The organism is Oscillibacter sp. PEA192 (assembly GCF_003574015.1).
Taxonomy (GTDB): Bacteria; Bacillota; Clostridia; order Oscillospirales; family Oscillospiraceae; genus Oscillibacter; species Oscillibacter welbionis.
Genome location: NZ_AP018532.1, coordinates 819086 through 844001, shown reverse-complemented (window position 1 = coordinate 844001; position 24916 = coordinate 819086). Strand labels below are relative to the sequence as shown.

The 24916-nt window shown below is 59.4% G+C and carries 24 protein-coding genes; 10 read left to right on the top strand and 14 right to left on the bottom strand.

Annotation, left to right across the window (positions count from 1 at the left end; genetic code table 11):
* Window positions 1-22: 22 nt before the first annotated feature.
* Both DN611_RS04040 and DN611_RS04035 read right to left on the bottom strand, forming a co-directional pair.
* Entirely contained in the window at window positions 23-577 is a 555-nt protein-coding gene (locus tag DN611_RS04040; protein ID WP_025545012.1) for a hypothetical protein, read from the bottom strand.
* Window positions 574-1134 carry an RNA polymerase sigma factor gene (locus DN611_RS04035; protein WP_025545013.1) on the bottom strand — a complete coding sequence of 187 codons (561 nt, stop codon included), beginning with the start codon at window positions 1132-1134 and terminating at the stop codon, window positions 574-576. The genes DN611_RS04040 and DN611_RS04035 overlap by 4 nt, the downstream gene beginning before the upstream one ends.
* Window positions 1135-1318: 184 nt before the next feature.
* On the opposite strand from DN611_RS04035, the gene DN611_RS04030 reads away from it, so the two are divergent.
* On the top strand, window positions 1319-3166 hold the full coding sequence (locus DN611_RS04030; protein WP_119310708.1) for a CvpA family protein: 1848 nt from the start codon (window positions 1319-1321) through the stop codon (window positions 3164-3166).
* A 146-nt stretch (window positions 3167-3312) separates the two neighbouring features.
* Window positions 3313-4449 carry a pyridoxal phosphate-dependent aminotransferase gene (locus DN611_RS04025; RefSeq protein WP_119310707.1) on the top strand — a complete coding sequence of 379 codons (1137 nt, stop codon included), beginning with the start codon at window positions 3313-3315 and terminating at the stop codon, window positions 4447-4449.
* Window positions 4450-4540: 91 nt separating this feature from the next.
* Here the strand turns inward: DN611_RS04025 and DN611_RS04020 are convergent, their stop codons facing one another.
* Window positions 4541-4756, bottom strand: coding sequence for a hypothetical protein (locus DN611_RS04020; RefSeq protein ID WP_021748608.1), 216 nt, complete (start codon window positions 4754-4756; stop codon window positions 4541-4543).
* A 182-nt stretch (window positions 4757-4938) separates the two neighbouring features.
* The gene (locus DN611_RS04015) at window positions 4939-5403 is read right to left on the bottom strand and encodes a helix-turn-helix domain-containing protein (protein ID WP_021748609.1); all 465 of its coding nucleotides are present in this window, start codon (window positions 5401-5403) and stop codon (window positions 4939-4941) included.
* Window positions 5404-5525: 122 nt separating this feature from the next.
* Here DN611_RS04015 and rsmH point away from each other — a divergent pair, with 122 nt between their 5' ends.
* The 7 genes from rsmH to DN611_RS03980 all read left to right on the top strand — a co-directional run bounded on the left by rsmH (window position 5526) and on the right by DN611_RS03980 (window position 14552).
* Window positions 5526-6566: a 16S rRNA (cytosine(1402)-N(4))-methyltransferase RsmH gene (gene rsmH / locus DN611_RS04010; RefSeq protein ID WP_119310706.1), complete on the top strand. Its 1041-nt coding sequence runs from the start codon at window positions 5526-5528 to the stop codon at window positions 6564-6566.
* 32 nt (window positions 6567-6598) lie between these two features.
* Window positions 6599-6937, top strand: coding sequence for a nucleotide pyrophosphohydrolase (locus DN611_RS04005; RefSeq protein ID WP_036628054.1), 339 nt, complete (start codon window positions 6599-6601; stop codon window positions 6935-6937).
* A 215-nt stretch (window positions 6938-7152) separates the two neighbouring features.
* Window positions 7153-9351 carry an anaerobic ribonucleoside-triphosphate reductase gene (gene nrdD, locus DN611_RS04000; RefSeq protein ID WP_036628056.1) on the top strand — a complete coding sequence of 733 codons (2199 nt, stop codon included), beginning with the start codon at window positions 7153-7155 and terminating at the stop codon, window positions 9349-9351.
* A gap of 184 nt (window positions 9352-9535) precedes the next feature.
* Window positions 9536-10075: an anaerobic ribonucleoside-triphosphate reductase activating protein gene (nrdG, locus tag DN611_RS03995; RefSeq protein ID WP_021748614.1), complete on the top strand. Its 540-nt coding sequence runs from the start codon at window positions 9536-9538 to the stop codon at window positions 10073-10075.
* A 181-nt stretch (window positions 10076-10256) separates the two neighbouring features.
* Complete coding sequence (locus tag DN611_RS03990; RefSeq protein ID WP_021748615.1) at window positions 10257-10688, top strand: MarR family winged helix-turn-helix transcriptional regulator; 432 nt, start codon at window positions 10257-10259, stop codon at window positions 10686-10688.
* Between the two features lie 71 nt (window positions 10689-10759).
* Window positions 10760-12502 (top strand): ABC transporter ATP-binding protein, encoded by a 1743-nt coding sequence (locus tag DN611_RS03985; RefSeq protein WP_119310705.1) that lies wholly within the window; start codon window positions 10760-10762, stop codon window positions 12500-12502.
* Window positions 12492-14552 carry an ABC transporter ATP-binding protein gene (locus DN611_RS03980; protein ID WP_021748617.1) on the top strand — a complete coding sequence of 687 codons (2061 nt, stop codon included), beginning with the start codon at window positions 12492-12494 and terminating at the stop codon, window positions 14550-14552. Before DN611_RS03985 ends, DN611_RS03980 begins: the two co-directional genes overlap by 11 nt.
* A 61-nt stretch (window positions 14553-14613) precedes the next feature.
* Here DN611_RS03980 and DN611_RS03975 read toward each other — a convergent pair whose 3' ends face one another.
* The 8 genes from DN611_RS03975 to DN611_RS03940 are packed head-to-tail and all read right to left on the bottom strand — an operon-like array spanning window position 14614 to window position 19806.
* Complete coding sequence (locus tag DN611_RS03975; RefSeq protein ID WP_119310704.1) at window positions 14614-15114, bottom strand: DUF3795 domain-containing protein; 501 nt, start codon at window positions 15112-15114, stop codon at window positions 14614-14616.
* The gene (locus tag DN611_RS03970; protein WP_021748619.1) at window positions 15111-15326 is read right to left on the bottom strand and encodes a hypothetical protein; all 216 of its coding nucleotides are present in this window, start codon (window positions 15324-15326) and stop codon (window positions 15111-15113) included. The genes DN611_RS03975 and DN611_RS03970 overlap by 4 nt, the downstream gene beginning before the upstream one ends.
* On the bottom strand, window positions 15323-15718 hold the full coding sequence (locus DN611_RS03965) for a DUF5655 domain-containing protein (protein WP_119310703.1): 396 nt from the start codon (window positions 15716-15718) through the stop codon (window positions 15323-15325). Before DN611_RS03965 ends, DN611_RS03970 begins: the two co-directional genes overlap by 4 nt.
* Before the next feature lie 43 nt (window positions 15719-15761).
* Window positions 15762-16742 (bottom strand): 2-hydroxyacid dehydrogenase, encoded by a 981-nt coding sequence (locus tag DN611_RS03960; RefSeq protein ID WP_145985061.1) that lies wholly within the window; start codon window positions 16740-16742, stop codon window positions 15762-15764.
* A 5-nt stretch (window positions 16743-16747) separates the two neighbouring features.
* On the bottom strand, window positions 16748-17839 hold the full coding sequence (locus tag DN611_RS03955) for an AAA family ATPase (RefSeq protein ID WP_119310701.1): 1092 nt from the start codon (window positions 17837-17839) through the stop codon (window positions 16748-16750).
* Between the two features lie 4 nt (window positions 17840-17843).
* Window positions 17844-18359, bottom strand: coding sequence for a Gx transporter family protein (locus DN611_RS03950; protein ID WP_119310700.1), 516 nt, complete (start codon window positions 18357-18359; stop codon window positions 17844-17846).
* A 9-nt stretch (window positions 18360-18368) separates the two neighbouring features.
* Window positions 18369-18776: a NusG domain II-containing protein gene (locus DN611_RS03945; protein WP_021748624.1), complete on the bottom strand. Its 408-nt coding sequence runs from the start codon at window positions 18774-18776 to the stop codon at window positions 18369-18371.
* A complete protein-coding gene (locus DN611_RS03940) occupies window positions 18760-19806 on the bottom strand; it encodes an FAD:protein FMN transferase (protein WP_160117403.1) in 1047 nt (348 codons plus the stop codon). The genes DN611_RS03945 and DN611_RS03940 overlap by 17 nt, the downstream gene beginning before the upstream one ends.
* A 237-nt stretch (window positions 19807-20043) precedes the next feature.
* Here DN611_RS03940 and DN611_RS03935 point away from each other — a divergent pair, with 237 nt between their 5' ends.
* The gene (locus tag DN611_RS03935) at window positions 20044-20808 is read left to right on the top strand and encodes a hypothetical protein (RefSeq protein WP_021748627.1); all 765 of its coding nucleotides are present in this window, start codon (window positions 20044-20046) and stop codon (window positions 20806-20808) included.
* A gap of 1529 nt (window positions 20809-22337) precedes the next feature.
* On the opposite strand, the gene DN611_RS03930 is transcribed toward DN611_RS03935, so the two are convergent.
* Both DN611_RS03930 and DN611_RS03925 read right to left on the bottom strand, forming a co-directional pair.
* Window positions 22338-23180 (bottom strand): HNH endonuclease, encoded by an 843-nt coding sequence (locus tag DN611_RS03930; protein WP_119310698.1) that lies wholly within the window; start codon window positions 23178-23180, stop codon window positions 22338-22340.
* The gene (locus DN611_RS03925; protein ID WP_119310697.1) at window positions 23177-24676 is read right to left on the bottom strand and encodes an AAA family ATPase; all 1500 of its coding nucleotides are present in this window, start codon (window positions 24674-24676) and stop codon (window positions 23177-23179) included. Before DN611_RS03925 ends, DN611_RS03930 begins: the two co-directional genes overlap by 4 nt.
* Between the last annotated feature and the right edge of the window lie 240 nt (window positions 24677-24916).

Here is a 24916-nt window from a genome sequence, read left to right as displayed (position 1 = left end):
TGCTTTCTCTTTCCGCCCGCGGTCAGTTTGTTGTCTCCGCCTCGTAGCGGACATAGGCCATATAGGTGGTTCCGGTCCCCTCATCCCAGCAGCTCTGATAGACATAGATCTGCCCCGGCCGCTCCGGGTCGGCATAGTAGGGACAAAGCTCCCCGGTGTCCGGCAGCTCCGCCTCTCCAGCGTAGGAGAATCCCTCCGGGCACGCCTCTGGATGGCGGCCCACGCCGCCTGCCTGCACATACACCGTGCCATCCACCGTGACAGTGATCGCCGCTGTCTCCGGCTCAGAATCGTCTGTGCCGTCTGCTGCACCGTTCACCGTTCCGCCGGACTCACCGACCTCCGCCGTGTCCTCCGTGACGGCAGAGGCGCCGCCGCTTCCAGTGGCTCCGTCCCCCATGTTCATCTGTGACAGGAAGAATGTGGAGCCCACGATCATCAGCGCCAGGCAGGCCGCCACCGCGCCGGTCCAGGGGAATTCCCGCTGCTTGCGGTACGAGGCGGGCGGCGGCGCGGCCTCCCGGATGAACGCATCCCGGATATCTCCCACAGCATCCAGCAGCTGTTCCCTTGTCATAGGGTGAATCCCTCCCTCTCCAAGTGTTCCTGCAGGTCCTGCCGCAGGCGGAACAGCGCCGCGGAGACCGTCCCCCGCCGCCTGCCGCTCCAGGCGGCCAGCTCCTCCACGGAGCAGAGATACCAGTACCGACGGACAAACAGCACCCGTTTCTCCTGGGGCAGGGATTCCAAAAAGCGGTTCAGGCTCTCCGCCAGGGCGGCGGCCTCCACCTCCTGTTCCACGCCGCCGGAGGCGGGCAGGCAGTCCCCCAGCTCCGTCAGCGCCAGTTCCGCCTGTCCCTGCCACCGCTTCTGGGCCCGCAGGGCCCGCCAGCGGTCCAGGGACAGGTTCCGGGTGATCTTCCCCAGGAACGTATCCAGCCTGCCGGGGCGGCTGGGCGGCATGGCCTCCCAGGCCCGCAGCCAGGTGTCTCCCACGCACTCCTCCGCGTCCTCCCGCAGGGCCAGGATGCGGAAGGCGATCTGGTAGCAGTAGCCGCCGTACTTGGCGCTGCTCTCCGCAATGGCCGCCTCGTCCCGCTCCCAGTACAGCTCCACGATCCGGGCATCCTCCAATGCCGTCCCTCCTCTCCACTTCTCTACACGCAGTTTCCGCACAGAGCTTACATGTTGTTTTGATTTTACCATAATCTTTTCGGAATCGGAATGGTGTTCTGACGGGAAACCTTGATTTGTTCACACTTTTCCTGTATCATGGGTTTCAATTCGGCCCATCTGAAAAAGGAGGAATTGGGTTTTTATGCCATTTTCATTTGACTTCGGAGGCTTTGACCCCAGTGCTTTCGGCGGTTTCAGCGGCGGGGACGCCTCCCAGCCCCAGCGTCCCAAGCGGGAGCGGAAGCCCCGCAAGGCCATTGGCAACGCCTTCACGCGGACGCTCATCAATCTGGGCGTGACGCTGCTGTTCGGCCTGGGGTACTTTTACTTCGAGCTGCCCGCCCTGAACTTCCACGCGGAGGAGTTCTATGTCTTCGTGTTCCTGCTGTGCGCGGTGTACTGCGTGTGCGCCGTGCTCACCTCCGGCTTTCAGGGGGAGGGCGTGAAGGGGTACTTCGGCTTTGTGAAAAAGCAGTGCACCATCCCCTTCCTGGTCCTGGTGGCTCTGATCGCCGCCATCATCATCGGCGGCCTTACCTCTTGGGTGGTAATCCGGGCCGGAAGCTACAGCAAGCTGCTTTCCATCAAAGATGGTGATTTTGCTTCCGAGGTGGAGGAGATCTCCTACAATCAGATCCCCATGCTGGACGAAGACTCCGCCGCGCGCCTGGGCAGCCGCAAACTGGGCGAACTGGCGGATATGGTCTCCCAGTTTGAGATCCTGCCCTCCTACACCCAGATCAACTACCAGGGTCGCCCGGTGCGCGTGACTTCCCTGGCCTATGGAGATCTGGTCAAGTGGTTCACCAACCGCTCCGCGGGCCTGCCCGCTTATCTGATTATCGACATGGTGACCCAGGAGGCGGAAGTGGTCCGCCTGGACGAGGGGATGAAATATACCACCGCCGAGCATTTCGGGCGGTATCTGCCCCGCCACCTGCGGTTCCACTATCCCACATATATGTTTGCCGATCCGGTGTTTGAGATCAATGAAGAGGGCGAGCCCTACTGGGTCTGCCCCCGCATGGTGAAGACCATCGGCCTCTTCGGCGGCGCGGACATCCAGGGGGCCGTTCTGGTGAACGCCGTTACCGGGGAGAGCCAGTATTATGAGGAGGTCCCCAACTGGGTGGACCACGTCTATGACGCGAATCTGATTATGGAGCAGTACGATTATTACGGAATGTACCACAACGGCTTTATCAACTCCATTTTCGGCCAGCGGGATGTGACGCACACCACAGAAGGCTACAATTATATTGCCATCGGGGATGACGTGTATATGTATACCGGTGTCACCTCTGTGACATCCGACCAGTCCAACATCGGATTCATCCTCTCCAACCAGCGGACCAAGGAGACGCACTTCTATTCTGTCGCCGGTGCCACAGAGGCGTCCGCGCAGGCCAGCGCCATGAGTCAGGTCCAGCAGATGCGTTACGTGGCCACCTTCCCGTTGCTGCTGAACATCGCCGACCAGCCCACCTACTTCATGTCCCTCAAGGGTGAAGACGGTCTGGTGAAGATGTACGCCATGGTGAACGTCCAGCAGTACAACATTGTAGAGACCGGCAGCACCGTAGCGGAGTGCGAGGCCAATTACCGCCGGGCACTGGCCGACAGCGGCCTCATCTCCGACGGGGATGCGGAGGCTGTTCCCTCTGACCAGGAGGAGATCAGCGGCGCCATCGCTGAGATCCGCACCGCTGTGCTGGACGGCAATTCCTACTACTTCCTGCGGCTGGAGGGACAGGACACCTTCTACGCCGTCAACGCCGCGGAGAACCCCCTGGCGGTGATCCTGAATGCCGGGGATCAGGTGACTATCGCCTACACCGCAGGGGAGGGCGGCGGCATTCTCTCCGGCACCTCCGTCGCCCGGGCCGGAGAGACCCCCGTGACCTTCACCCCGGAGGAGGCGCCAGCTGATGCCCCCGCCGAAACGGGCCAGCCGGCAGAAGATGCTGCCTCTTCCAATCAGCCCACCTGAAAATGCAGTCTCCCAGCAGGCCCCGCCGCAGATTGCGGCGGGGCCGCTTTCTTTTCGGTGCCTCCCTTTTTGTGGAAACTGCCGTTGACATCCCTTTTTTATCCGGATATACTGAATTTCATGAACAAAAAGGAGCGTGAAAATCCATGGACCTGACTCTGAACAATGCCGTTATGGGCGTGGAGCTGTCCGGCATCCGGCAGTTCACCTATCTGGTGCGGGATACCCCCGGCGCCTGCGCCCTGACCATCGGCGAGCCGGATCTGAACACCCCCGACGTCATCAAGGAGGCCGCCAAGGCCGCTCTGGACGCCAACGATACCCACTATCCCCCCGGCAACGGCTATCCCTACGCGCTGGAGGCCATCTCCAAATTCGAGGCTGAGGCCCATGGCCTCCACTACGCCCCCAGTGAGGTCATCCTGACGGTGGGCGCCACGGAGGCGCTGTTCGCCTCCTTCTCCACCATCCTGAACCCAGGGGACGAGGTCATCATCCCCACCCCTGCCTTCGGCCTGTATGAGGCGCTGGTCCAGCTGCAGGGCGGTGTGCCCGTCTCCCTGCCCACAGAGCACAACCACTTCCAGATCGTGCCGGAGGAACTGAAGGCCGCCATCACCGACAGGACCAAGGCCATCATCCTGACCTCCCCCAACAATCCCACCGGCTGCGTCTACACCAAGGAGACCCTGGACGCCGTCCACGCCATCCTCCGGGACAAGCCCATCTTTGTCCTGTGCGACGATGTATACCGCACTCTGACCTACTGTGAGGACTACCACAGCTTTGCTGAGTACCAGGACATGCGGGACCGGATCATTGTGGTCCAGAGCTTCTCCAAGCCTTATGCCATGACCGGCTGGCGCCTGGGCTACTGCATGGCGGACGCCAAGCTGATGGACCGGATCCAGGTGTTCCACCAGTACTGTGTCACCTCCGTGCCCTCCTTTGTCCAGCGGGCTTGCGTCACGGCCCTGGAGACGGACACCAGCGATGTGGTGGAGATCTTCCGCAGGCGCCGGGACTACGTCTACCAGCGCCTGGTGGACATGGGCCTGGACGTGGAGAAGCCGGAGGGCGCCTTCTACATGTTTGTGGACATCCGGAAGTTCGGCATGGACTCCAACACCTTCTGCACCCGGATGCTGAAGGAGGGCCTGGTGGGCGTCATCCCCGGCATCCACTTCGGCACCGAGGGGTTCATGCGCCTGAGCTACTGCTACTCCGACGCGGACCTGAAAGAGGGATTGGACCGGATCGAGAAGTTCATCAAGAGCCTGTAAACGCGCAAGAAGAGCCGCGGGATCAAACTCCCGCGGCTCTTTTGATTGGTCAGAGCATCCAAGCCTCTCAGCCGGACTGAGCGCAAATCGCTCACTTCCGTTTCTTTTTCGCGTGGTGCATATTGTACAGGGACACGCAGATGGCGATGACACCGGCCATCAGTCCAACCCATACATTTTGCAGGCCGTGGCCCACAAGCCAGTTATACAGGAACGACAGAGGCGGAAAAGCCCCCAGGATCGTCATAATCACTCCGGCCGCACAGGCCAGTGCCACCACTTTGATTATATACAGAACATTCTTCATCTGAGCCTGCCCCCCAGTCTGTATCCGTCAGTTCCCTCCTGATTTCTGTATGGTATTATGCGCAGCGGATGTTGGCAAACGTTCCGCGGATTTTCCCTCCGGCCGCATTTCGCCTCCCCCATACACCCGGAGCACACACAGGATGGGAGATCACGATCCCCCGCCCCTTTCGCCGCCGCACATCACTTCTGCCGATTCGCCAGCTCTTTCCGGATGGCCTTGGTCAGGAGCTCCTGGCCCTCCGGCGTGCGGAGAGTATCCAGCACCGCGGTGCGCAGTGCCTCCTGGAATTTCTTGCTGGTGAGGAACGCGTCGAACATGGTGCCGCCCTCCCCGCCGGAGGACGCCGCCACCGCCGGCTTCACTGCCGCCCGCCTGGGGGCCGGAACCGGGGCGGGCTCGTCCAGAAACGCCCCGTCCATCCAGTCGGACATCTGGGTGGTGTCGTTGGTCTCTCCCCGGAGATAGAAGAGGGACACGCCGAAGTAGGACGCCAGCTTGTTCTGCTGGTCCTGGGTGGGGGTCTGGCGGCCCGTCTCAAACTTTTCAATCGCCGTGCGGGGGAAGCCCAGGGCGGCGGCAAGAGCCGGACGGCTCAGGCCCCTGGCGGTCCGCAGCTCCTCAATGCGCTGTGCCAAAGTTACCATAAAAATCTGCCTCCTTGCTGAATGTCTATTGTATCCGGTCCCCGCCGCTCTGTCAATGCGGCGGGACTTTTCTTTTGGCTGCGGCTGTGATATGATAGCGGTTCAGAGAAGGAGTTGATCCCATGGAGCAGGAGCACAAGCGCCGCCCCCGGTACAAGGGCACCCACCCCCGCACCTTTCAGGAGAAGTACAAAGAGCATGACCCGGAGAACTACCGCTCTGATGTAGAAAAGATCATCGAGAGCGGCAAGACCCCGGCAGGGATGCACATCCCCATTCTGGTAGACGAGATCCTGGAGGTCCTTCAGATCCAGCCGGGCCAGACCGGCTACGACGCCACGCTGGGCTACGGCGGCCACACCCGCCGGATGCTGGCACAGCTTCAGGGGCAAGGACACCTATATGCCACGGACGTGGACCCCATCGAGATGGAAAAGACCCGCGCCCGGCTGGCATCTGCGGGCTTCGGGCCGGAGCTCCTCACCATCCAGCATCGGAATTTCGCCGACGTGGACCAGGTGGCCCCCGGCGTGCTCTTCGACTTCGTGCTGGCGGATTTAGGCGTCTCCTCCATGCAGATCGACGACCCGACCCGGGGCTTTACCTTCAAGCAGGACGGTCCCCTGGACCTGCGGCTGGACCCCTCCTCCGGCGTCACCGCGGCGGAGCGGCTGCGGCAGCTGGACCAGGAGGAGCTGGAGAACCTGCTGGTGGAAAATTCCGACGAGCCCTACGCGGACCGCATCGCAAAGGCCGTCATTCAGGTGTTCCGCCGGGGCGGCACTGTGGATACCACCCGCCAGCTGTACGCCCTCATTGAGGGGGCGCTGTCTTTCCTCCCCGCCGGGGAGCGGAAGGAGGCGGTGAAGAAGTCCTGTCAGCGGACCTTCCAGGCGCTGCGGATCGACGTGAACAGTGAGTTCGAGGTGCTGTACGCCTTTCTGGAAAAGCTCCCCCATGTGCTGAAGCCCGGCGGGCGGGCGGCCATCCTCACCTTCCACTCCGGCGAGGACCGGCTGGTGAAGCAGGCCTTCCGCCAGCAGTACCGGGATGGGCTGTACAGCGACATCGCCCAGGAGGTCACCCGCCCCTCTCCCCAGGAGTGCCGCCGGAACCCCCGGGCCCACTCCACCAAGCTGCGCTGGGCTGTCCGGGCGGAGTGAATGCTGATTTTATGGAAAAGGAGTTGACATCCATGCTGCGGGATGAGACGATCCGTCGGGTGATCCAGTTCCGGGACGACCGGGAGTGGCGGCAGTTCCACACCCCCAAGGACCTGGCCATCTCCCTGTCCCTGGAGGCGGCGGAGCTGCTGGAGATATTCCAGTGGAGCGGCGCGGACCTGGAATGCCGGGACAAGCTGGGCCGCATCCGGGAGGAGCTGGCGGATGTGCTGAGCTACTGCGTCCTGATGGCCGATGTGTGCGGCCTGGATCTGGATGAGATCCTGAACGCCAAGGTGGATCAGAACGCCGCCAAGTACCCGGTGGAAAAGGCCCGGGGCAGCGCCGCCAAATACACAGAGCTGACCTGACTGTTCTCCGGATCCCGACCGCTCCGCGCCCTGCCGCACGGGGCGGTTTTTCCGCATCGACAGCTTTTCTCCGGAACGCACAAATTTCCTCGCCGAATTTTGGAAGACACTATGGTAAATGCAACTTTTCATCCCATATCTAGTGTGGTATGATAACAATGCTTACTAGATATATTACAATTGAGATTGATTCTACAAGAGAGGCGGAGAGTCCCATGAAAGTCATGAAGCGGAACGGCACGGAGGTCATCTTCGACATCACGAAGATCATCGCCGCCATCACCAAGGCCAACAACACTATCGAGGAGGACGCCCGGATGACCCCGGTCCAGATCCAGCGGATCGCGGAGTCCGTGGAACTCAGCTGTCAGAAGATGAACCGCTCCCCCTCTGTGGAGGAGATTCAGGACCTGGTGGAGTCCCAGATCATGGCTCACGGGGCCTATGAGGTGGCCAAGAACTACATCACCTACCGCTATGTCCGCTCTCTGGTCCGCAAGAGCAATACCACCGACGAGAAGATCCTCAGCCTCATCGAGTGCTGCAACGAGGAGGCCAAGCAGGAGAACTCCAACAAGAACCCGGTGGTGAACTCCACCCAGCGGGACTACATGGCCGGCGAGGTCTCCCGGGACCTGAGCGAGCGGCTGCTGCTGCCCGCCGACATCGTGGAGGCCCATCGGGAGGGCATCATCCACTTCCATGACTCGGACTACTACGCCCAGCACATGCACAACTGTGACCTGGTGAATCTGGAGGATATGCTTCAGAACGGCACCGTCATCACGGACACCCTGATCGAGCGGCCCCACAGCTTCTCCACCGCCTGCAACATTGCCACTCAGATCATCGCTCAGGTGGCTTCCAACCAGTACGGCGGGCAGTCTATCTCCCTGGCCCACCTGGCCCCCTTCGTGGATGTGAGCCGGAAGAAGATCCGCCGGCTGGTGGAGCAGGAGATGGAGGCCCTGGGCATCCGGCCCACCCGGGAGAAGATCGAGGAGCTGGTGGAGACCCGTCTGCGGGATGAGGTCCGCCGCGGCGTCCAGACCATCCAGTACCAAGTGCTGACCCTGCTGACCACCAATGGCCAGGCCCCCTTCGTGACGGTGTTCATGTACCTGGGTGAGGCCAAGAATGAGCAGGAGAAAAAGGATCTGGCCCTCATCATTGAGGAAACCCTGGAGCAGCGCTACCAGGGCGTGAAGAACGAAAAGGGCGTGTGGATCACTCCCGCCTTCCCCAAGCTGATCTATGTGCTGGAGGAGGATAACGTCCACGAGGATTCCCCCTATTATTACCTGACCAAGCTGGCGGCCAAGTGCACCGCCCGCCGGATGGTGCCCGACTACATCTCTGCCAAGAAAATGCTGGAGCTGAAGGGCGATGTGTATACCTGCATGGGCTGCCGCTCCTTCCTGACGCCGGACCGCTTCACAGATGCCGGCATCGGCAACATCGCAAACGCCGGCAATTATGAGCCTGGCAAGCACAAGTACTACGGCCGCTTCAATCAGGGCGTGGTGACCATCAATCTGCCCGATGTGGCCCTGTCCTCCGGCGGCGACCTGGACAAGTTCTGGAAGATCTTTGACGAACGCCTGGAGCTGTGCCACCGTGCCCTGATGTGCCGGCACAATCGGCTGAAGGGCACTCTCTCCGACGTGGCCCCGATTCTGTGGCAGTACGGCGCCTGCGCCCGGCTGAAGAAGGGCGAGACCATCGACAAGCTGCTCTACCACGGCTACTCCACCATCTCCCTGGGCTACGCCGGCCTCTACGAGTGCGTGAAGTACATGACCGGCAAGAGCCATACGGACCCCTCCGCCACCCCCTTCGCCCTGCAGGTGATGCAGTACATGAACGACGCCTGCAGGAAGTGGAAGGAGGAGAGCGATATCGATTTCTCCCTCTACGGTACGCCTCTGGAGTCCACCACCTATAAATTTGCCAAGAGCCTGCAGCGCCGCTTCGGCATCATCGAGGGCGTCACTGACAAGAGCTACATCACCAACAGCTACCACGTCCATGTGACAGAAGATATCAACGCTTTCGACAAGCTGAAGTTTGAGGCCCAGTTCCAGGCCCTGTCTCCCGGCGGCGCCATCAGCTACGTGGAGGTGCCGGACATGCAGAACAACCTGGAGGCGGTGCTCCAGGTGATGAAGTTCATCTATGAAAACATCATCTACGCCGAACTGAACACCAAGTCCGACTATTGCCAGGTGTGCGGCTGGGACGGCGAGATCCAGATCGCGGAGGAGAACGGCAAGCTGATCTGGAAGTGCCCCCAGTGCGGCAACACAGACCAGGACAAGATGAATGTGGCCCGCCGGACCTGCGGCTACATCGGAACCCAGTTCTGGAACCAGGGCCGGACTCAGGAGATCCGGGACCGGGTGCTGCACCTGTAAAATATTTCGTTCAAAAGGCAAAGCCTTTTGAACGAAGAGATTGCAGTTTGTGCGCGCACTCGCTTCGCTCGCACACTTACAAACTGAGCGGTGTTTTTCCCGAGGCGCATGTCCCCGGGAAAAACGATCAAACTCAAATGGGCGCCTGCGGGCGCCCATTTTGAGGAATAGCAGGAGGGCTGTCATGTACTACGGTGAGATCAAAAACTGCGACATTGCCAATGGCGAGGGAGTGCGGGTCACCCTGTTCGTCTCCGGCTGCACCAATCACTGCAAGAACTGCTTTCAGCCCCAAACCTGGGACTTCTGCTACGGCCAGCCCTTTACCACCGAGACGGAGGATTATTTGCTCTCCCTGCTCTCCCCTGTCTACATCAACGGCCTGACACTGCTGGGGGGCGAGCCCTTTGAACCGGAGAACCAGCGGGCCCTGGTGCCCTTTCTCCGGCGGGTCCGGCAGATGTATCCGGACAAGACCATCTGGGGCTTCTCCGGCTTCACCTATGAGGAGCTTACCTCGGACGGCACTCATCCCCGCTGCGAGGTGACAGACGAGATGCTCTCCCTGTTGGATGTGCTGGTGGACGGCCGCTTCGTAGAGGAGCTGAAGGACCTGACCCTCCGGTTCCGGGGCAGCTCCAACCAGCGGCTCATCGACCTGAACGCCAGCCGTCAGGCCGGTTGCCTCTGTTTCCTGCCGGACCGCCCCCGGGGCGGCCGCTGAACAGCAGCCTCCAACCCGTTTTTTCAGAGGCGCCCCGCCCTTCGGTGTGGGGCGCCTCCTTCTCTTTCGGTGCCTGCCGAATTTTAAAGGAAGACCCGTAGAAATTTTGGCAGATTGCTTCTTGACATTTGCTAGTTTGCTAACTAAAATATAATCCTGTTCAGTTGGAGGAGGTGTTTCCATGCAGCATGAGCGGTACGTCGGGTATGAGATCAAGGCACTGTCCAATCTCCTGCGCAGACGGCTTTGGGGGCCTGCCGACCATCCCCAGAGCATGCTGACGGAGATCGAGGGCGTTTTGATCGGTTATCTCTGCCACAGCCAGGGCCGGGAAATCTATCAAAAGGATCTGGAGCGCGCCCTCTGCATCCGCAGCTCCACCGCCTCCCGGCTGCTGAAGCGGCTGGAGGACGAGGGCCTCGTCCAGCGCTCTATGGGGGTCAGGGACGCCCGGATGAAGCGGATCACGCCCACACTCCGGGCGCAGGCGCTGAATCAGGAGGCAGAGCGGCGGATCGCCGCCACAGAGGCGACGCTGACCAGAGGCATCTCTCAGGAGGAGATTGACCAGTTCCTGGCCATCGCGGAAAAGCTGAAGCAAAATCTCATTTGACCAACCGGGCCCCGCCGGGAAGCGGCTCAATCGCTTCCCCCCGGCACAGCAAAGACACAAGGAGGTATTCTATGAAGAAAAAAAGGAGCCTGGCCAGCTGTATTCAGGAGTTCTGGCCAGCCACCATCCTGACGCCCATCTTCGTCATCGGCGAAGTGGCGTTTGACGTGTTGATCCCCCTGATGACCGGCAAGCTGCTGGACGAGGGGGTCAAGGCCGGCAGCATGCACCATATTGCCGCCTACGGCCTCACCGTGGTGGGAATGGCTGTTCTGGCGCTGATCTGCGGCGGACTGTCCGGCCGTTTCGGCGCCAAGGCCTCTACGGGCTTCGCGCGGAATCTGCGGCGGGAGATGTATCGGAATGTCCAGAAGTTCTCCTTTGCCAACATTGACAAGTTCTCCACCAGCGGCATCATCACCCGCCTGACCACAGACGTGACCAACGTCCAGATGGCTTTTATGATGGTCATCCGTATCGCGGTCCGGTCCCCCATCATGTTGATCTGCGCCTGGGTACTCACCCTGCGCATCAACCCCAAGCTGGCACTGATCTTCCTGGTGGTCATCCCGATCCTGGGCATCGGCCTGGCGCTCATCATGACCAGGGCCCACCCCATTTTTGAACGGGTCTTCAAGCGCTATGACCACCTGAACAACGTGGTGCAGGAGAACCTGCTGGGCATCCGGGTGGTGAAGTCCTTTGTTCGGGAGGACCATGAAGTAGAGAAGTTCGGCAAGGTCTCCCAGGAGATCTACATGGACTTCTCCAAGGCGGAGCGCATCCTGGCCTTCAATATGCCTCTGATGCAGATCTGTGTGTATGCCTGCATGATCTCCGTGTCCTGGATCGGCGCCAACCTGATCGTGGGCGGCAGCATGACCACCGGCCAGCTGACCAGTATGTTCAGCTACATCATGATGATGCTGATGAGCCTGATGATGCTCTCCATGGTACTGACTATGATCATCATGGCCCGGGCCTCCGCAGAGCGGATCACAGAGATCCTGAACGAGGAGAGCGATCTGAAGAACGGCTCCCAGCCCATCGAAGAGGTCAAGGACGGCTCCGTGGTGTTTGAGAACGTCAGCTTCTCCTACGCCAAGGACCCCAGCAAGGAGTGCCTGAAGAACGTGAACCTCACGGTGAAGTCCGGTGAGACCGTAGGTATCCTGGGCGGCACCGGCACCTCCAAGACCACCCTGGTCCAGCTGATCCCCCGTCTGTACGACGCCACTGAGGGCCGCGTCCTGGTGGGCGGCGCGGACGTCCGGGACTACGATATGGACGCCCTGCGGGACCAGGTGGCCATGGTGCTGCAGAAGAACGTGCTGTTCTCCGGCACCATCAAGGATAATCTCCGCTGGGGCAAAAAGGACGCCACTGACGAGGAGATGGTCCGGATGTGCCAGCTGGCCCAGGCGGACTCCTTTATCCAGGAGTTCCCCGACAAGTACGACACCTATATCGAGCAGGGCGGCTCCAACGTCTCCGGCGGGCAGAAGCAGCGGCTTTGCATCGCCCGGGCCCTGCTGAAGCACCCCAAGATCCTGATCCTGGACGACTCCACCTCCGCCGTGGACACCAAGACCGACGCCCTGATCCGCAAAGCGTTTCTGGAGGAGATCCCGGATACCACCAAGTTCATCATCGCCCAGCGGGTCTCCTCCATCGAGGACGCCGACAAGATCCTGGTGATGGACGGCGGACAGATCGTGGCCATGGGTACCCACGACGAATTGCTGAAAACCTGTGATATCTACCGCGAGACCTATGAGTCCCAAATGAAAGGAGGCAGTGACAATGAGCAGTAAGCAGATCCGCAGCGGCGCCAAGGCGCCCGGCCATCGCCGGCACATTGTCGGCCGCCTGATGGGCTATATCAAACGGGGGTACAAGGCCCGCTTCATCATTGTTCTGGTGTGCATTCTGGTCAGTGCCATCGCCAACGTGGCGGGCTCTCTGTTTCTGGGCAGTCTGATCGACGACTATATCACCCCCCTGCTGGGTGCGGCGGATCCAGACTTTTCCGGCCTGGTGCGGGCCCTGGTGATGATGGGTTGCCTGTTCCTGGTGGGTGCCCTGTGCGCTTACGCCTATAACCGGAACATGATCGTGGTGTCCCAGGGCGTACAGAAAACCATTCGGGACGACCTGTTCGGCCACATGCAGACCCTGCCTATCAAGTATTTTGACACCCACGCCCACGGCGACGTGATGAGCGTCTACACCAACGATGTGGACACCCTGCGGCAGATGTTCGCCCAGAGCATCCCCCAGGTCATCAACTCCTCTATGACCATCCTGGTCACCTTCCTGGGTATGCTGTTCACCAACGCCCTGCTCACGGTTGTGGTCCTGGTGTGCGTCTGCTTCGCCCTGGTGGTGACACGGTTCCTGGCCGGCCGCAGCGGCCGCTATTTCCTCCGCCAGCAGAGCACCCTGGGCGCCCTCAACGGTTATATCGAGGAGATGATCAACGGTCAGAAAGTGGTCAAGGTCTTCTGCCATGAGCAGGAGGCCCAGGACGGCTTTGACCGGGTCAACGACGAAATGTTCCACAGCGCGGACAAAGCCCACACCTACGCCAGCATCCTGATGCCTATCATGGTGAACATCGGCAATGTCCAGTACGTGATCGTGGCTATGGTGGGCGGCGCTCTGGCCCTCAGCGGGGTGGACACCACCATCACCCTGGGCGTTATTGCCAGCTTCCTGCAGCTGTCCAAGAGCTTTTCCAACCCCATCAACCAGATCTCCCAGCAGTTCAACTCCATCATCATGGCCCTGGCCGGCGCGGAGCGGATCTTCGCCCTGATGGACGAGGAGCCGGAGGAGGACCACGGCACTGTGACGCTGGTAAACGTGTCCTATGACAAAGAGGGCCACCAACTGGAGGAGTCCGAGAAGCGCACCAACCTCTGGGCCTGGAGGGTCCCCCACAGCACTGACATGGTGATGGTCCCTGTGCGGGAAGAGGCGGACGGCTCCTTCACGGAGCTGAAGGCCCCCGAGGCTGGAAAAGACGAGGCCTGGGCCTGGAAATACCAGGAGCACGGCAAGGCCTTCTACCGCCCCATCCTGGGCCCGGTCCGGAATGTCGAGAGCGAGGACTACTACCTCATCAAGCTCTCCGGCGACGTGCGGTTCGACCATGTGGACTTCGCCTATGAGGAGGGCAAGACCATCCTCCACGACATCAGCCTCTTTGCCAAGCCTGGCCAGAAGCTGGCCTTCGTGGGTGCCACCGGCGCCGGCAAGACCACCATCACCAACCTGATCAACCGGTTCTACGACATTGCCGACGGCAAGATCCGTTACGACGGCATCTCCATCAACAACATCCGCAAGCCGGACCTGCGGCGCAGCCTGGGCATCGTGCTGCAGGACACCAACCTCTTCACCGGCACCGTCCGGGAGAACATCCGCTACGGCAATCTGGATGCCACGGATGAAGAGGTGGAGGCGGCCGCCGCCCTGGCCAATGCCGACGACTTCATCCGCCGCCTGCCCCAGGGGTACGACACCATGCTCACCGGCAACGGCGCCAATCTGTCCCAAGGCCAGCGGCAGCTGCTGGCCATTGCCCGGGCAGCCGTGGCAGACCCGCCGGTGATGATCCTGGATGAGGCCACCAGCTCTATCGACACCCGGACGGAGGCCATCGTTCAGCAGGGCATGGACTCCCTGATGTATGGCCGGACGGTGTTCGTCATCGCCCACCGGCTCTCCACCGTCCGCAACTCCAACGCCATCATGGTGCTGGACCACGGCCGGATCGTGGAGCGGGGCGACCACGACGATCTGATCCGCCAGCACGGACTGTACTATCAGCTGTACACTGGTGCCTTCGAGCTGGAATAAGCGAACATCAAAGCCACCGGAGCATTTGCTCCGGTGGCTTTTTTTCTGTTCAGCGCCCCGCTCACGATTCCAGCATCTCCCCCACCAGCGCCTGGAAGGCCCGGCCCAGCTCCTTGGAATCCGCTCCTTCCAATGCCTCCGCCCGGGCCATGATCCGCCGCAGGGTGTCCAGGTCCTGCTGCAGGAACAGCTCGCAGAGATACCGCTTCATCCTGCCGTTGTTGTACCGCTCCAGCGCCACCGTCAGCAGGTCCGCCTTTTCCTCATACTCCGCCAGCCAGGCGGGCAGGCCCTCCGCCGCCACGGCCCGGCAGGTCCGCTCCTTCACGCGGCCCGTATCCAGGTCCCGGAAATCCCCCATCTTCCCCAGCTTCGGGCAGGGGAAGTCCCCGCACTGTCCGCAGTGGTCCAGTCCCTTTTCCCGGACGCAGCGGTGGACCTTGCAGGGCACGGTGTAGTATCCGTCGCAGGAGCAGCCGGGACACCGGCTGCTTCCCTCTGTCCGGCAGCGGGTACAGAGGGCGCAGGGCATCCCGCAGTATCCGTAGGCATAGTGGCTCATAGGTCCTCCTTCCCTTCCGGACCGGGAATCTCCGTCCCGTCCATCTCCCGGTCGATCAGCGCCAAGGCGATCCGGAACGCCCGGATGCGCCGTACCGTCAGCGTGTGGGGCGACGTGCCCGGTCGCAGCTTCTCCAGCGCCTTCTCACACTTGCGCAGGGTGGAGTCGATGGATCGCCGGGCCTCCGCCAGCTCTTCCCGTGTGTATCTCATCGCTTGCTCTCCGCAAAGTCCCATGCCTCCCGCAGCCAGCCCATCAGCTCTTCGTCGATCTGGTCCGCCTCTGTCACCAAGACATGGTGGGTCCAGCGGCCGGGATACGGCTCCGAGGCCGCCACCACCCGGGGCGAGTCCAGCCGGTACGGCAGTCCAACGGTCACCATCAGGCACATCTTCGGCCAGTCCTTCCGCCGCCGCACCGGCAGAGATGCCGCAGCGAACAGATGCCGGCCGTAAAAGCTGATCTGGCTTTTCTGCACCTTGACGGTTCCCTCCGGAAACGCCCCGTCCATCCGCCGGAACAGCGCTTCATACAGCGCCAGCTCCGCCGGATGGCCGTCGAAGAACATCCCCGCATCCGCTGTGCAGTGCTCTGGTACGCGCATAGTGCCTCTCCTCTTCCGGCCTCTTAATCTCCATCAGCGCCAGTTACAGGCCGTTGACCACCCGTTCCGGACGCTTGCCGTCCATCAGCTTTTCCAGATCCGCAAACACCATCCGCGCGGCCTCCCGGAACGCCGCATGGCTGATCCCGCCCTGGTGGGGGCAGAGGATCAGCCGGTCCGGGCACTCCGCCGCCAGCCGCACCAGCGGGTGCTCCGCCGTCACAGGCTCCGGGTCATAGGCGTCCAGCGCCGCCCCCGCCAGACGGCCGGAGCGGATAGCCTCGCACAGGGCCGCATCGTCGATCACCGCGCCCCGAGCGGTGTTCACCAGATAGCTCCCCGGCCGCATCCGGCCGAAGAACGCCCGGTCCAGCAGGTGGGTGCTCTCCGGCGTGGCGGGCAGATGGAGGCTGATGATGTCACAGGTCTCCGCCAGCTCGTACAGGGGCAGATACCGGGCGCCGTACGCCTCCTCCACAGCCGGATCCTGCCGGTGCCGGGCGTAGTAAAACACCTCGCTGCCGTTGGCCCGCAGCCGCTGCGCCGTAGCCTGGCCGATGGCGCCGAAGCCCACCAGCCCCACCCGGCAGGTGGACAGATCTTCCGGCACATGGGCTGCCAGCTCGTTCACCGCCTCATGCTGCTGCCCGGCCCGCACCATCCGGTCTCCCCACAGCGTCCGGTGCAGCAGCATGCTCATCAGCGTCACCGCCAGCTCCGCCACGGGGCCTGCGTTGCACCCGGCGCAGTTGCACACATAGATGCCCCCCTCCCGGGCCGCCGCCAGGTCAATCCGGTCGTAGCCCACCCCGTCGCTGTGGATCAGCTTGAGATGCGGCATCCGGGCGATCAGTTCCTCTGTCACCGGCGTCACCGGTGCGGCCACCAAAGCCTCCGCATCGCCGCCGGCTGCCAGCCAGCGCTCCTCCGGCCCCTCCCGGTCCGTGAACACCAGCTCCATCCGCCCCGCAGCGGGAATATCGGGCAGATACCGGTCATATCGGCTGCTGGGATGTAAGATCAAAACCTTCAACGCTCTTTCGCCTCCAAATCATTTGCCCGGCCCACTGCCTCCACATCTGCGGCGGTGATCCGCGTCAGGTCCTCCCGGTTGACGGACGCCTGTCCCGCCAGACGGCCCGCCTGCCGGACCAGGATCTGCTCAAACAGGTTTCGCACGCCCCGGGCGTTGCCGAAGGAGGCCGCATCCGCCATCCGCCTTTCCAGCAGGGAGCGCAGCGGCGCCTCCGCCTCCGGCTCCAGAATGTAGCACCCTTTTTCACACTGCATCCGGAAGATGGCCAGCAGTTCCTCCGCCGTGTAATCTGCAAAGTGGAGGAAGCGGTTGAACCTGGACTCCAGTCCCGGATTGGAGTGGATGAACTCGTCCATCAGCCCGTCGTAGCCCGCGACGATCACCACCAGGTCGTCCCGGTGGTCCTCCATGGCCTTCAGCAGCGTGTCGATGGCCTCCTGGCCGAAGTCGTTGGCCCCGCCGCCGTTGAGGGCGTATGCCTCGTCGATGAACAGCACACCCCCCAGAGCGGAGTCGATGACCTTCCGGGTCTTGATGGCTGTCTGTCCCACGTAGCCCGCCACCAGCCCGCTGCGGTCTACCTCCACCAGCTGCCCCTTGGACAAGATGCCCAGGCTGTGGTAAACCCGTGCCATCAGCCGGGCGATGGTGGTCTTTCCCGTGCCGGGATTGCCGGAAAACACCATGTGGAGACTCATGTCCGCTGTGGGCAGGCCGTGCTGCCGGCGCAGACGCTCCACCGCCGCCAGATTGATGAGGTCTTTCACCTCCCGCTTCACCGCACTGAGGCCCACATAGCTGTCCAGCTCCTTCTGCAGATCCTCGATGTTCTCTTTGGGGGGAGCTTTGGCGGTGTCTTCCTGTTTCTGTTCTGCCGCCTCTGGCGCCTTTTTCTCCCCGCCGTCTGCCGGCGGGATCCTTTTTTCTTTCTCCGGCAGCGGAGCCACAGGCACATGCTTCTCCGGTGTCGGAGTGCCCCAGAAGTCCGCGCCCATGCGGCTGAGGTTGTGCTCCGTCATAGAGCGGATCACCTCCAGCTGCCGCAGGATGATCTCGTCCTTTTTGCTCTGATCCCGCTTGTCCATCCGCTCACACCCCCCACAGTCTTGTATGTGCCAGCGCCCGGAACAGGCAGGCGGCGATCAGCCCCGTCAATGCCCCGGTAAAGAGGGACACCCCCAGCAGCACCGGCAGGTAGTACAGCGGCGCCGTGTTGCCCAGCGTCAGCACAGCTGCGGCCACCTGGCCGCAGTTGTGGGCCGCTGCTCCGCCCACAGACACTCCGTAGACGGAGAGGCGCTTCAGCCGGGAGAGGGCGATCATCACCCCCATGGCCGTCACGCCCCCCAGCAGGGAAAAAATCAGCGCGTTCATGTTTCCTGCAAAGACCGCCCCCAGCAGGCACCGGGCCAGCAGGATCAGCAGCGCCTGCCCCGGTCCCAGGGCGTACAGGGCGAACAGCGTCACGATGTTGGCCAGTCCCAGCTTGATCCCCGGAATGGGGATGGCCAGGGACAAGGGGAAGAAGTTCTCCAGATAGCTGAGCGCCAGCGCCATGGCCGTCAGCACCGCGCACAGCGTCAACTGTCTCGTCGTCAGTTTCATGGCGCCTCCTTATCCGATCACCAGATCCACGCCGTCATCCGCCGCCGCGCCGCCCTCCAGCTGCACGACGATCCGGGCGGGCAGGCACACGATGCTCTGTCCCCCGCGGGTGATCTCCCCCATGTGGACGCAGTCCTGGGTGGGGCAGTCGGACACCGTCACCTGGGCAGACTCTGGCCCAAAGGCCACCCGGAGGGTGTAGCCGTTGGACGTATAGGTCCGCTCCTCCGGTCCCGACAGGTCCGCCAGCACCACCCGATCCACCGGCTCGCCGTTCGCAGACACTACCGCCGTCAGCGGGCCTATTTCCTCTCCCCCAGTCCAGAACAGAGCCGCGCAGGCCACCGCCAGCGCCAGCACAGCGGCCGCCGCCAACGCATCCCAGCCGTTTGGCCGCAGCTTAGGAGACGATTTCATACGCATACCCCGCCGAATCGTCCGGACGGAACCGGTCCGCGATGCCCGCAGTCGCCAGCAGCCGGCCGTCCTCTGTCACCAAGATCAGGTCAAAGTCATAGACGCCGCTGCGCCAGAGCTCCAGCGCCCGGTCCTCCCCCATGACGAACAGGGCCGTGGAGAGGGCGTCGCACATCGTGCCGTTGCCCGCGGCCCCATCCGCCACCACGGTGACGGAGGTAAGTCCGCTCTCCGCCGGGCGGCCGGTGGCAGGATCAATGATATGGTGATAGAGCTGTCCATTTTCCTCAAAATACCGCTGATAGCCGCCGGAGGTGACGGCAAAGGCGTCCGACGCCTCCAGGATCCCCGCCAAAGCCCCCGCGGACCGGGCCGGGTCCTGAATGCCGATCTGCCAGGGCTCCCCCTCCAAGTTCCCGCCGCAGACCCAGGTGTTCCCACCCAGGTCCACGATGCCGTGGGTGATGCCGTGCTCCTGGTAAATCGCAGCCATCCAGTCGCTGGCATACCCCTTGGCAATGGCTCCCAGGTCAATCCGGGTGCCCTGGTCCAGCGAGACAGCAGTCCCCTCCTCCAGGTGGACATGCTCCGCCCCCACGCAGGGCAGCAGCAACGCCAGTTCAGCGTCCTCCGGCACCCGGTAGGTGTCCTCCGTAAAGCCCCAGGCAGAGGACACCGGCGCCAGGGTGATGTCAAAGGCCCCGTCTGTGGCAGCGCTGAAATCCAGGGCCCGGGCAATCAGGTCGCGGAGTTCCTCCCCCACATCCACCGGCGTCCCCCCCGCCGCGCTGTTCAACCGGGACACTGCGCTGTCCTCCCGGGTGCGGGAGAGCGCCTCATCCAGGCGGTAGATCTCGTCTTCCGCCGCCGCAAGCGCCGCCTCCGTCTCCCCGCCGCAGGCCCGCAGGCCCATCACCGTGTCCATGGCGAAGACCTGTATGCTCTGCATCTCCTGCGCCGCAGTGCCGCCGCAGGCGGTCAGGCTCCCCGCCAGCAGCAGTGACGCCAGCAGTGCGCCCAAACGTTTCATAAGCAAATTCCTCTTGTCATCAGTATTTTTCGCAAAAAATCTCATAATAGAGGAGTATACCACGCCCCCGGGCAAATCTCAACCGGCAATCCTGACTCCTGTTGGAAAAAAGGGAAAAGTCTGGCTCCTTCCCCTTGCAAAGGCACGAAATATCTGCTATACTATCATAGTATGCCAGCGGAAGCGCATGTTTTCCCGCGGCTATTTTCGGAACAAACACCCTGGAGGTTGTCCTATATGTCCAAAAATCCTGTCAGTAAATCCAAGCCGGTAAAGCGGAACGAGCCCATGCACAACGCGCTCAAGTTTTTTCTGGCCGGCTGCGTGGCGGAGATCTATCTGTTGGTCATCCGCCGCTTCTATGTGAACGGCACCGCCAATGAGCTTCTCGCATGCGACGCCGCACTGCCCTATCTGATGGCCGCGGGTGCGGCAGTGGCTGTGATCGGTCTGGTCCTGGGCATCGTCTGGCGCCAGCAAACCAAGCGCCGCTGGATCGGCTGGTCGGTGTTTGCCGCCGGCGTTTTCCTGGGCGGTTCCGCCTGGATGATCCGCACCTTCTACGACTCCGCTCTCACCTTCCTGTGCGTGGTGGTTCCGGTGGTCATGCTGCTGGGCATTCTGTGGAATCTGTACGATCGGGAGTGCTCCTGGTCCCTGACCATCCTGGGTGCCTCCCTGATCGCCCTGTGGGTCTGCCGGCGGGTGCTGGACAGCATCTTCCTGGGTACCTATGTCCGGATCGCTGCGGTAGTCTATATCGTGGTACTGATCGTAGCGGCTTTCCTCACCAACAAGGCGGACAAGAATGGCGGCAAGCTGGGCAATCTTCAGGTGTTGACTGCCGGCGCGGATCCCATGCCCATCTATGCGGCCTGCGGCCTGTCCGTCGTGGCGCTGGCCATCGCTCTGTTCAGCAGCACCATCGCCTATTACGCCATGTGGGCCCTGGCCATAGTGGTCTTTGCCCTGGCGGTGTATTACACGGTCAAGCAGCTCTGATAGATCCGCAGCCCCCCTTCGGGCATTCCGAAGGGGGGGCTGTTTTGTTCTCTCGCGTCCCGACAAAGGGAACCCCTTTCCGCCGCCTTGCAGCGCAGTATGTCCCGCAAGGCAAAAGCCGCTTTTCGTGGGAAGAAACCGCTCTGCCGCCCTAAACGGCTCAATACGCACGGCGGAAGAGGCGTATGGTATTTCTTATAAGAGCCAGCCGCCAAGGCAGACGGTTGTTCTTCCGGCGGGAGGGTCCGGACTTTGCGGCATGAAAACTGCGCATCGGTGAGCGGAAAATTCGTTATCAGCGATCCGAATCCCAAAGCAGCAGGCCACTCTTCCACCAACCGCCGCTGGGCACTGCCGGAATTATAAAAAGCTTCTTCTCTGGCTTGACGTCCCTTCCAGGTCAAGCTGGAACAGTCCGCCGCCCCGGCACATGTCTGTGAGCAGATTCCAGCCATTGGGGACTGGACAGGATGCTGAAGAGTGCGGCCCCATGATCTGCGCTGCAATAAACAAAAGAGGATTCCCCGTACGAGGAATCCTTCCGATAATCAAAGCAAAATCCGTCTGTGGTCAAGCCATAACCGCCGGTTAAGCCGGAGGCTTGCGTAGGCCCTATAAGAGCCTATTACCGGCAAGCGTCTCAAGATACATGGAAATTTATTCCGCTTGCATCACTTGCCATACAGCCCGTAAACGGGCAATCACCGTTCTAATAGCAGATTTCTATTAGTGGAAGGTTCATGTTAGCGGCTCACTTCACTCGATGTTTGATATTAAAGCTCTTTTTACGGGCCGCCCCACCGGCAGAGCTGATGGGGCGATCCAATGAGAAATCGCCGCAGTAAAAACTGCAGCGATTTCTAGTTTTGTATTGTGTGGACAAAAAAGATGCAGTTGCAAAGCATTTACCCCAAAATTCCATATCTTCATTATTGACCAAATCTTATAAATTTATTCAAAGCATTAGGAACAGTACACAGTTCATCACCTCCACTTTCAAAGGCGCAAGGATGTAACTCAATTCTGAACTTGAACTTCTGTTCTACAATGGTTAGGGGCACAATATGCCTTCCATCGTTTCTGGCAGTTACTTTATGAGCATGCAATGGTACAGTCATTTTCTATCTCTGTAACCCCCATAACAATGCAGTCGCCAAATCATTTTTCGCATCGTTCAAAACGGAATAACTTTATCGAAGGGATATGCCTCTGAAACAGGATTCAAGAGAGATTGACTCTTCCATCAAATCCTATATACAGGGCAACCTCATCGCATATTGAAAAACCGGATACCATATCAAATGGCGAAAGTGTATTAAAGGTGAGCCATGTATTCATGCTACATAGGGGTTCGGATTCCGAAAATTTCAGTTTTGAAAGCTGATTTCAAACTTTTTGTGCCTTTATATTTCATTTCCATCGTAAATATGAAAATGGCCGAAAACCTTGCTATGATAAATCTTTCAGTCATAAAACGCCCCACCTAATCCGTCAGTTTCATGGGAACTGTTCGGATTAGGTGGGGGTGTTCATAATCGCAGCCATTGGGTTACAAAATCAATATGCTCCTCCAATCCGCGGTAAAGTGCGGACTGCCATGAATTTAAGAACAACTGTTCCCTGCTAACCGCCTCGTCATGAAAGGATGCCGCAAGGAAATCTTCACCACATCTATCGAGAAAGACATGCCATATACCCGATCGGCCTGTAATTTCTTCGGCGGCATGCACTGCGTAGGATGTGTATAGATTATATAAAACCATATGATTCTCAACCCGCCTGAACAGCAAGTCGTTCCACGCTACAGGTTTCCGCACAAAATAGGTAGGAACTAACTCTTTGCCCGCAACTTCAAATCTCACGGACAGCCAGATATCCTGTTCAACATCGTCAAAATACGGATGTAACGGTTCCTCCTCTGAGTTCTGAGGAGAAAATGTCCTTTTCTTTCCCAAATTACAGTCCCGACAGGCCGGGATCATATTTTTAGGTGTGATTGCCAGTGCAGGATATTTGGATTTCGGCAAATAGTGATCCAACGTGCTCACAGTGCCAATCCCACAGAATGGACATTTTCCATTCGTGGGGAGCGACATATATTTATCGTAATATGGCCGGCCAGTCCCCTTTACAAACTTGGATTCATAAATGTCCAACATCTCAGCCTTGCTAACCACCCCGCCTACATTGTCCGCCGTTGGAATAGTATGGGTCTTTGATGTTAATACACAGTCTTCAAAGCGCGATGCCTCATCAGAGAGAACAGGAACTATCGATCTGAGCCGGTTTTTTAACGCGGCATCCCGATAGCTTTCAATACACGTCGAAAATACATCTTGAACCGAATCGCCGGGAGCGTTCAGTTTTCTCATTCGGTACCTCCATACTCTCTATTTGCAAGCAGGATGCGCAAAATCGATCTCGCTTCCATACCGACCCGAAAATCGAATTTATTTAATATTTCCTCGTATGTTAAGCCCGCTTCAACCATCTGAAGTAACATACCATGAAAGCCAGAATGGGTCACTTCAAGCCCAAAGACATCGTTTATGAGGACTCCAACATTCTCACCGAATGTTTCTCGCTCTGGTCGTACCGCACGCAGTATTGTGTTGTTTCTGTAAAGCTGCCAGATGCAGTTTTTAGGTACTTCCTGCAAAATAACAGGCGAGTGCGTAGAAATAATAGCCAGTCCGTTTTTTTGAATCAGCAACGCAGATAACGCCCGAACAAATGCAGAGAGCAACGGTGGGTGCAGATGATTTTCCGGCTCATCCATGAGCACAAGAGTGCGTTCCATCGTAATCACTACCAGACAGGTCAAGGTCAGCAAAATCACCTTATGGCCAGAGCTTAGACGGCTAAATAGCTCTTGCGCAGAGACAACCAGTTCACCTTCCTCTGTTCCTTGTGGAGACAGCAGCGCGGAGGCACCATTGTTCGCAAAAATGGGGTCTGAGTTCAGTAGCGTCATAGTAGCAATCCATAATGTGCGCTTTTCTTTATATTTATTACATGACCGCAGCGCCGCAATAAACTGCTCCTCCAGCCGCTGCATCCGTATCTCCTGCCCGCTGCCTAAACCAATGTATGTGTATTTTCCACTATATTCATCCTCTTCTATGTCATCCGGCATTGGGTAGGTATCAAACGGGCTAAAAGCTACACATACAAAATTTGAAAATTTTGTGCGATGCTCAAAGCTGAATTTTCCATATTGCCCATCCTGGTTGCCTGTTGAAAGGCAACGTATCATTGACGTAAGCATATGGGTCTTTCCGACGCCGTTTCTCCCAATCAATACATGGATGTTAGTCGGTGGGTTGGAATCCGGGACTACATGAAACTCCAGTTGGTAATCGGTTCCGACCTGACCTGGGAGCTTGTAGGATATATCAAAAGGGGTCAATTTCGCGCCCCCGTTAGCGATTCGATGAAATTGTTCCCTGATGATTCTGGAGCCAAGATCGCGCATAAGAGATTCACGCGTGACATTTTCCTGTTTCACTGCCTCAAAAATTGTCAGATTATACGCAATATCTCTTAACGCAGTTAAAATATCCTCTCGTAGTTCTCCGTGTTCCAGTTTTTTGACATTTTCATAATAATCTTCACTTTGCCCCAGTGTAAAAAACGAATCGGTTAACGTTTCAAAAGTTTTCGGCAAATCAGGGGTCCTCTGCTCCATTCCTATCTGACCGATCTTAATGCTCCCCAACTCCACTGTATTCCCTTTTTCATCAGAATAGGAAAGATAAAACATCGTCTCATATTTAAACCAGTCATTCCAACCGTCTTTGTGGAGGTATATCACATTTTTTGTAAAAACACGTTCGATTTGTCCTCGTTGAACTACTTCAAATCTCATATTCAACACCACTCCACTAAACTATCTGTCAAACTCTGGCACATACTGAGATTTCCAAATTTAGTTGTTTAAAATCGTTTTGTAATGATTTCTTTCACATTGGTAGATGGAGCAGCTGCTCCCTCCATAATTAACAAATAAGTAATGTATCAGCTTTTAGTATTTGAGACGTTCCTTTTATGTGATACTCTAATATCTTGTTCACTTGATAGTAGCGCGAAAATTATCTCAGCGTCTTCC

What these genes read in the sequence shown, in the direction of transcription:
- DN611_RS04040 (WP_025545012.1), bottom strand. Translation starts at nt 577, where the DNA reads ATGACAAGGGAACAGCTGCTGGATGCTGTGGGAGATATCCGGGATGCG.
- DN611_RS04030 (WP_119310708.1), top strand. Translation starts at nt 1,319, where the DNA reads ATGCCATTTTCATTTGACTTCGGAGGCTTTGACCCCAGTGCTTTCGGC.
- DN611_RS04025 (WP_119310707.1), top strand. Translation starts at nt 3,313, where the DNA reads ATGGACCTGACTCTGAACAATGCCGTTATGGGCGTGGAGCTGTCCGGC.
- DN611_RS04020 (WP_021748608.1), bottom strand. Translation starts at nt 4,756, where the DNA reads ATGAAGAATGTTCTGTATATAATCAAAGTGGTGGCACTGGCCTGTGCG.
- DN611_RS04015 (WP_021748609.1), bottom strand. Translation starts at nt 5,403, where the DNA reads ATGGTAACTTTGGCACAGCGCATTGAGGAGCTGCGGACCGCCAGGGGC.
- rsmH (WP_119310706.1), top strand. Translation starts at nt 5,526, where the DNA reads ATGGAGCAGGAGCACAAGCGCCGCCCCCGGTACAAGGGCACCCACCCC.
- DN611_RS04005 (WP_036628054.1), top strand. Translation starts at nt 6,599, where the DNA reads ATGCTGCGGGATGAGACGATCCGTCGGGTGATCCAGTTCCGGGACGAC.
- nrdD (WP_036628056.1), top strand. Translation starts at nt 7,153, where the DNA reads ATGAAAGTCATGAAGCGGAACGGCACGGAGGTCATCTTCGACATCACG.
- nrdG (WP_021748614.1), top strand. Translation starts at nt 9,536, where the DNA reads ATGTACTACGGTGAGATCAAAAACTGCGACATTGCCAATGGCGAGGGA.
- DN611_RS03990 (WP_021748615.1), top strand. Translation starts at nt 10,257, where the DNA reads ATGCAGCATGAGCGGTACGTCGGGTATGAGATCAAGGCACTGTCCAAT.
- DN611_RS03985 (WP_119310705.1), top strand. Translation starts at nt 10,760, where the DNA reads ATGAAGAAAAAAAGGAGCCTGGCCAGCTGTATTCAGGAGTTCTGGCCA.
- DN611_RS03980 (WP_021748617.1), top strand. Translation starts at nt 12,492, where the DNA reads ATGAGCAGTAAGCAGATCCGCAGCGGCGCCAAGGCGCCCGGCCATCGC.
- DN611_RS03975 (WP_119310704.1), bottom strand. Translation starts at nt 15,114, where the DNA reads ATGAGCCACTATGCCTACGGATACTGCGGGATGCCCTGCGCCCTCTGT.
- DN611_RS03970 (WP_021748619.1), bottom strand. Translation starts at nt 15,326, where the DNA reads ATGAGATACACACGGGAAGAGCTGGCGGAGGCCCGGCGATCCATCGAC.
- DN611_RS03965 (WP_119310703.1), bottom strand. Translation starts at nt 15,718, where the DNA reads ATGCGCGTACCAGAGCACTGCACAGCGGATGCGGGGATGTTCTTCGAC.
- DN611_RS03955 (WP_119310701.1), bottom strand. Translation starts at nt 17,839, where the DNA reads ATGGACAAGCGGGATCAGAGCAAAAAGGACGAGATCATCCTGCGGCAG.
- DN611_RS03950 (WP_119310700.1), bottom strand. Translation starts at nt 18,359, where the DNA reads ATGAAACTGACGACGAGACAGTTGACGCTGTGCGCGGTGCTGACGGCC.
- DN611_RS03945 (WP_021748624.1), bottom strand. Translation starts at nt 18,776, where the DNA reads ATGAAATCGTCTCCTAAGCTGCGGCCAAACGGCTGGGATGCGTTGGCG.
- DN611_RS03940 (WP_160117403.1), bottom strand. Translation starts at nt 19,806, where the DNA reads ATGAAACGTTTGGGCGCACTGCTGGCGTCACTGCTGCTGGCGGGGAGC.
- DN611_RS03935 (WP_021748627.1), top strand. Translation starts at nt 20,044, where the DNA reads ATGTCCAAAAATCCTGTCAGTAAATCCAAGCCGGTAAAGCGGAACGAG.
- DN611_RS03930 (WP_119310698.1), bottom strand. Translation starts at nt 23,180, where the DNA reads ATGAGAAAACTGAACGCTCCCGGCGATTCGGTTCAAGATGTATTTTCG.
- DN611_RS03925 (WP_119310697.1), bottom strand. Translation starts at nt 24,676, where the DNA reads ATGAGATTTGAAGTAGTTCAACGAGGACAAATCGAACGTGTTTTTACA.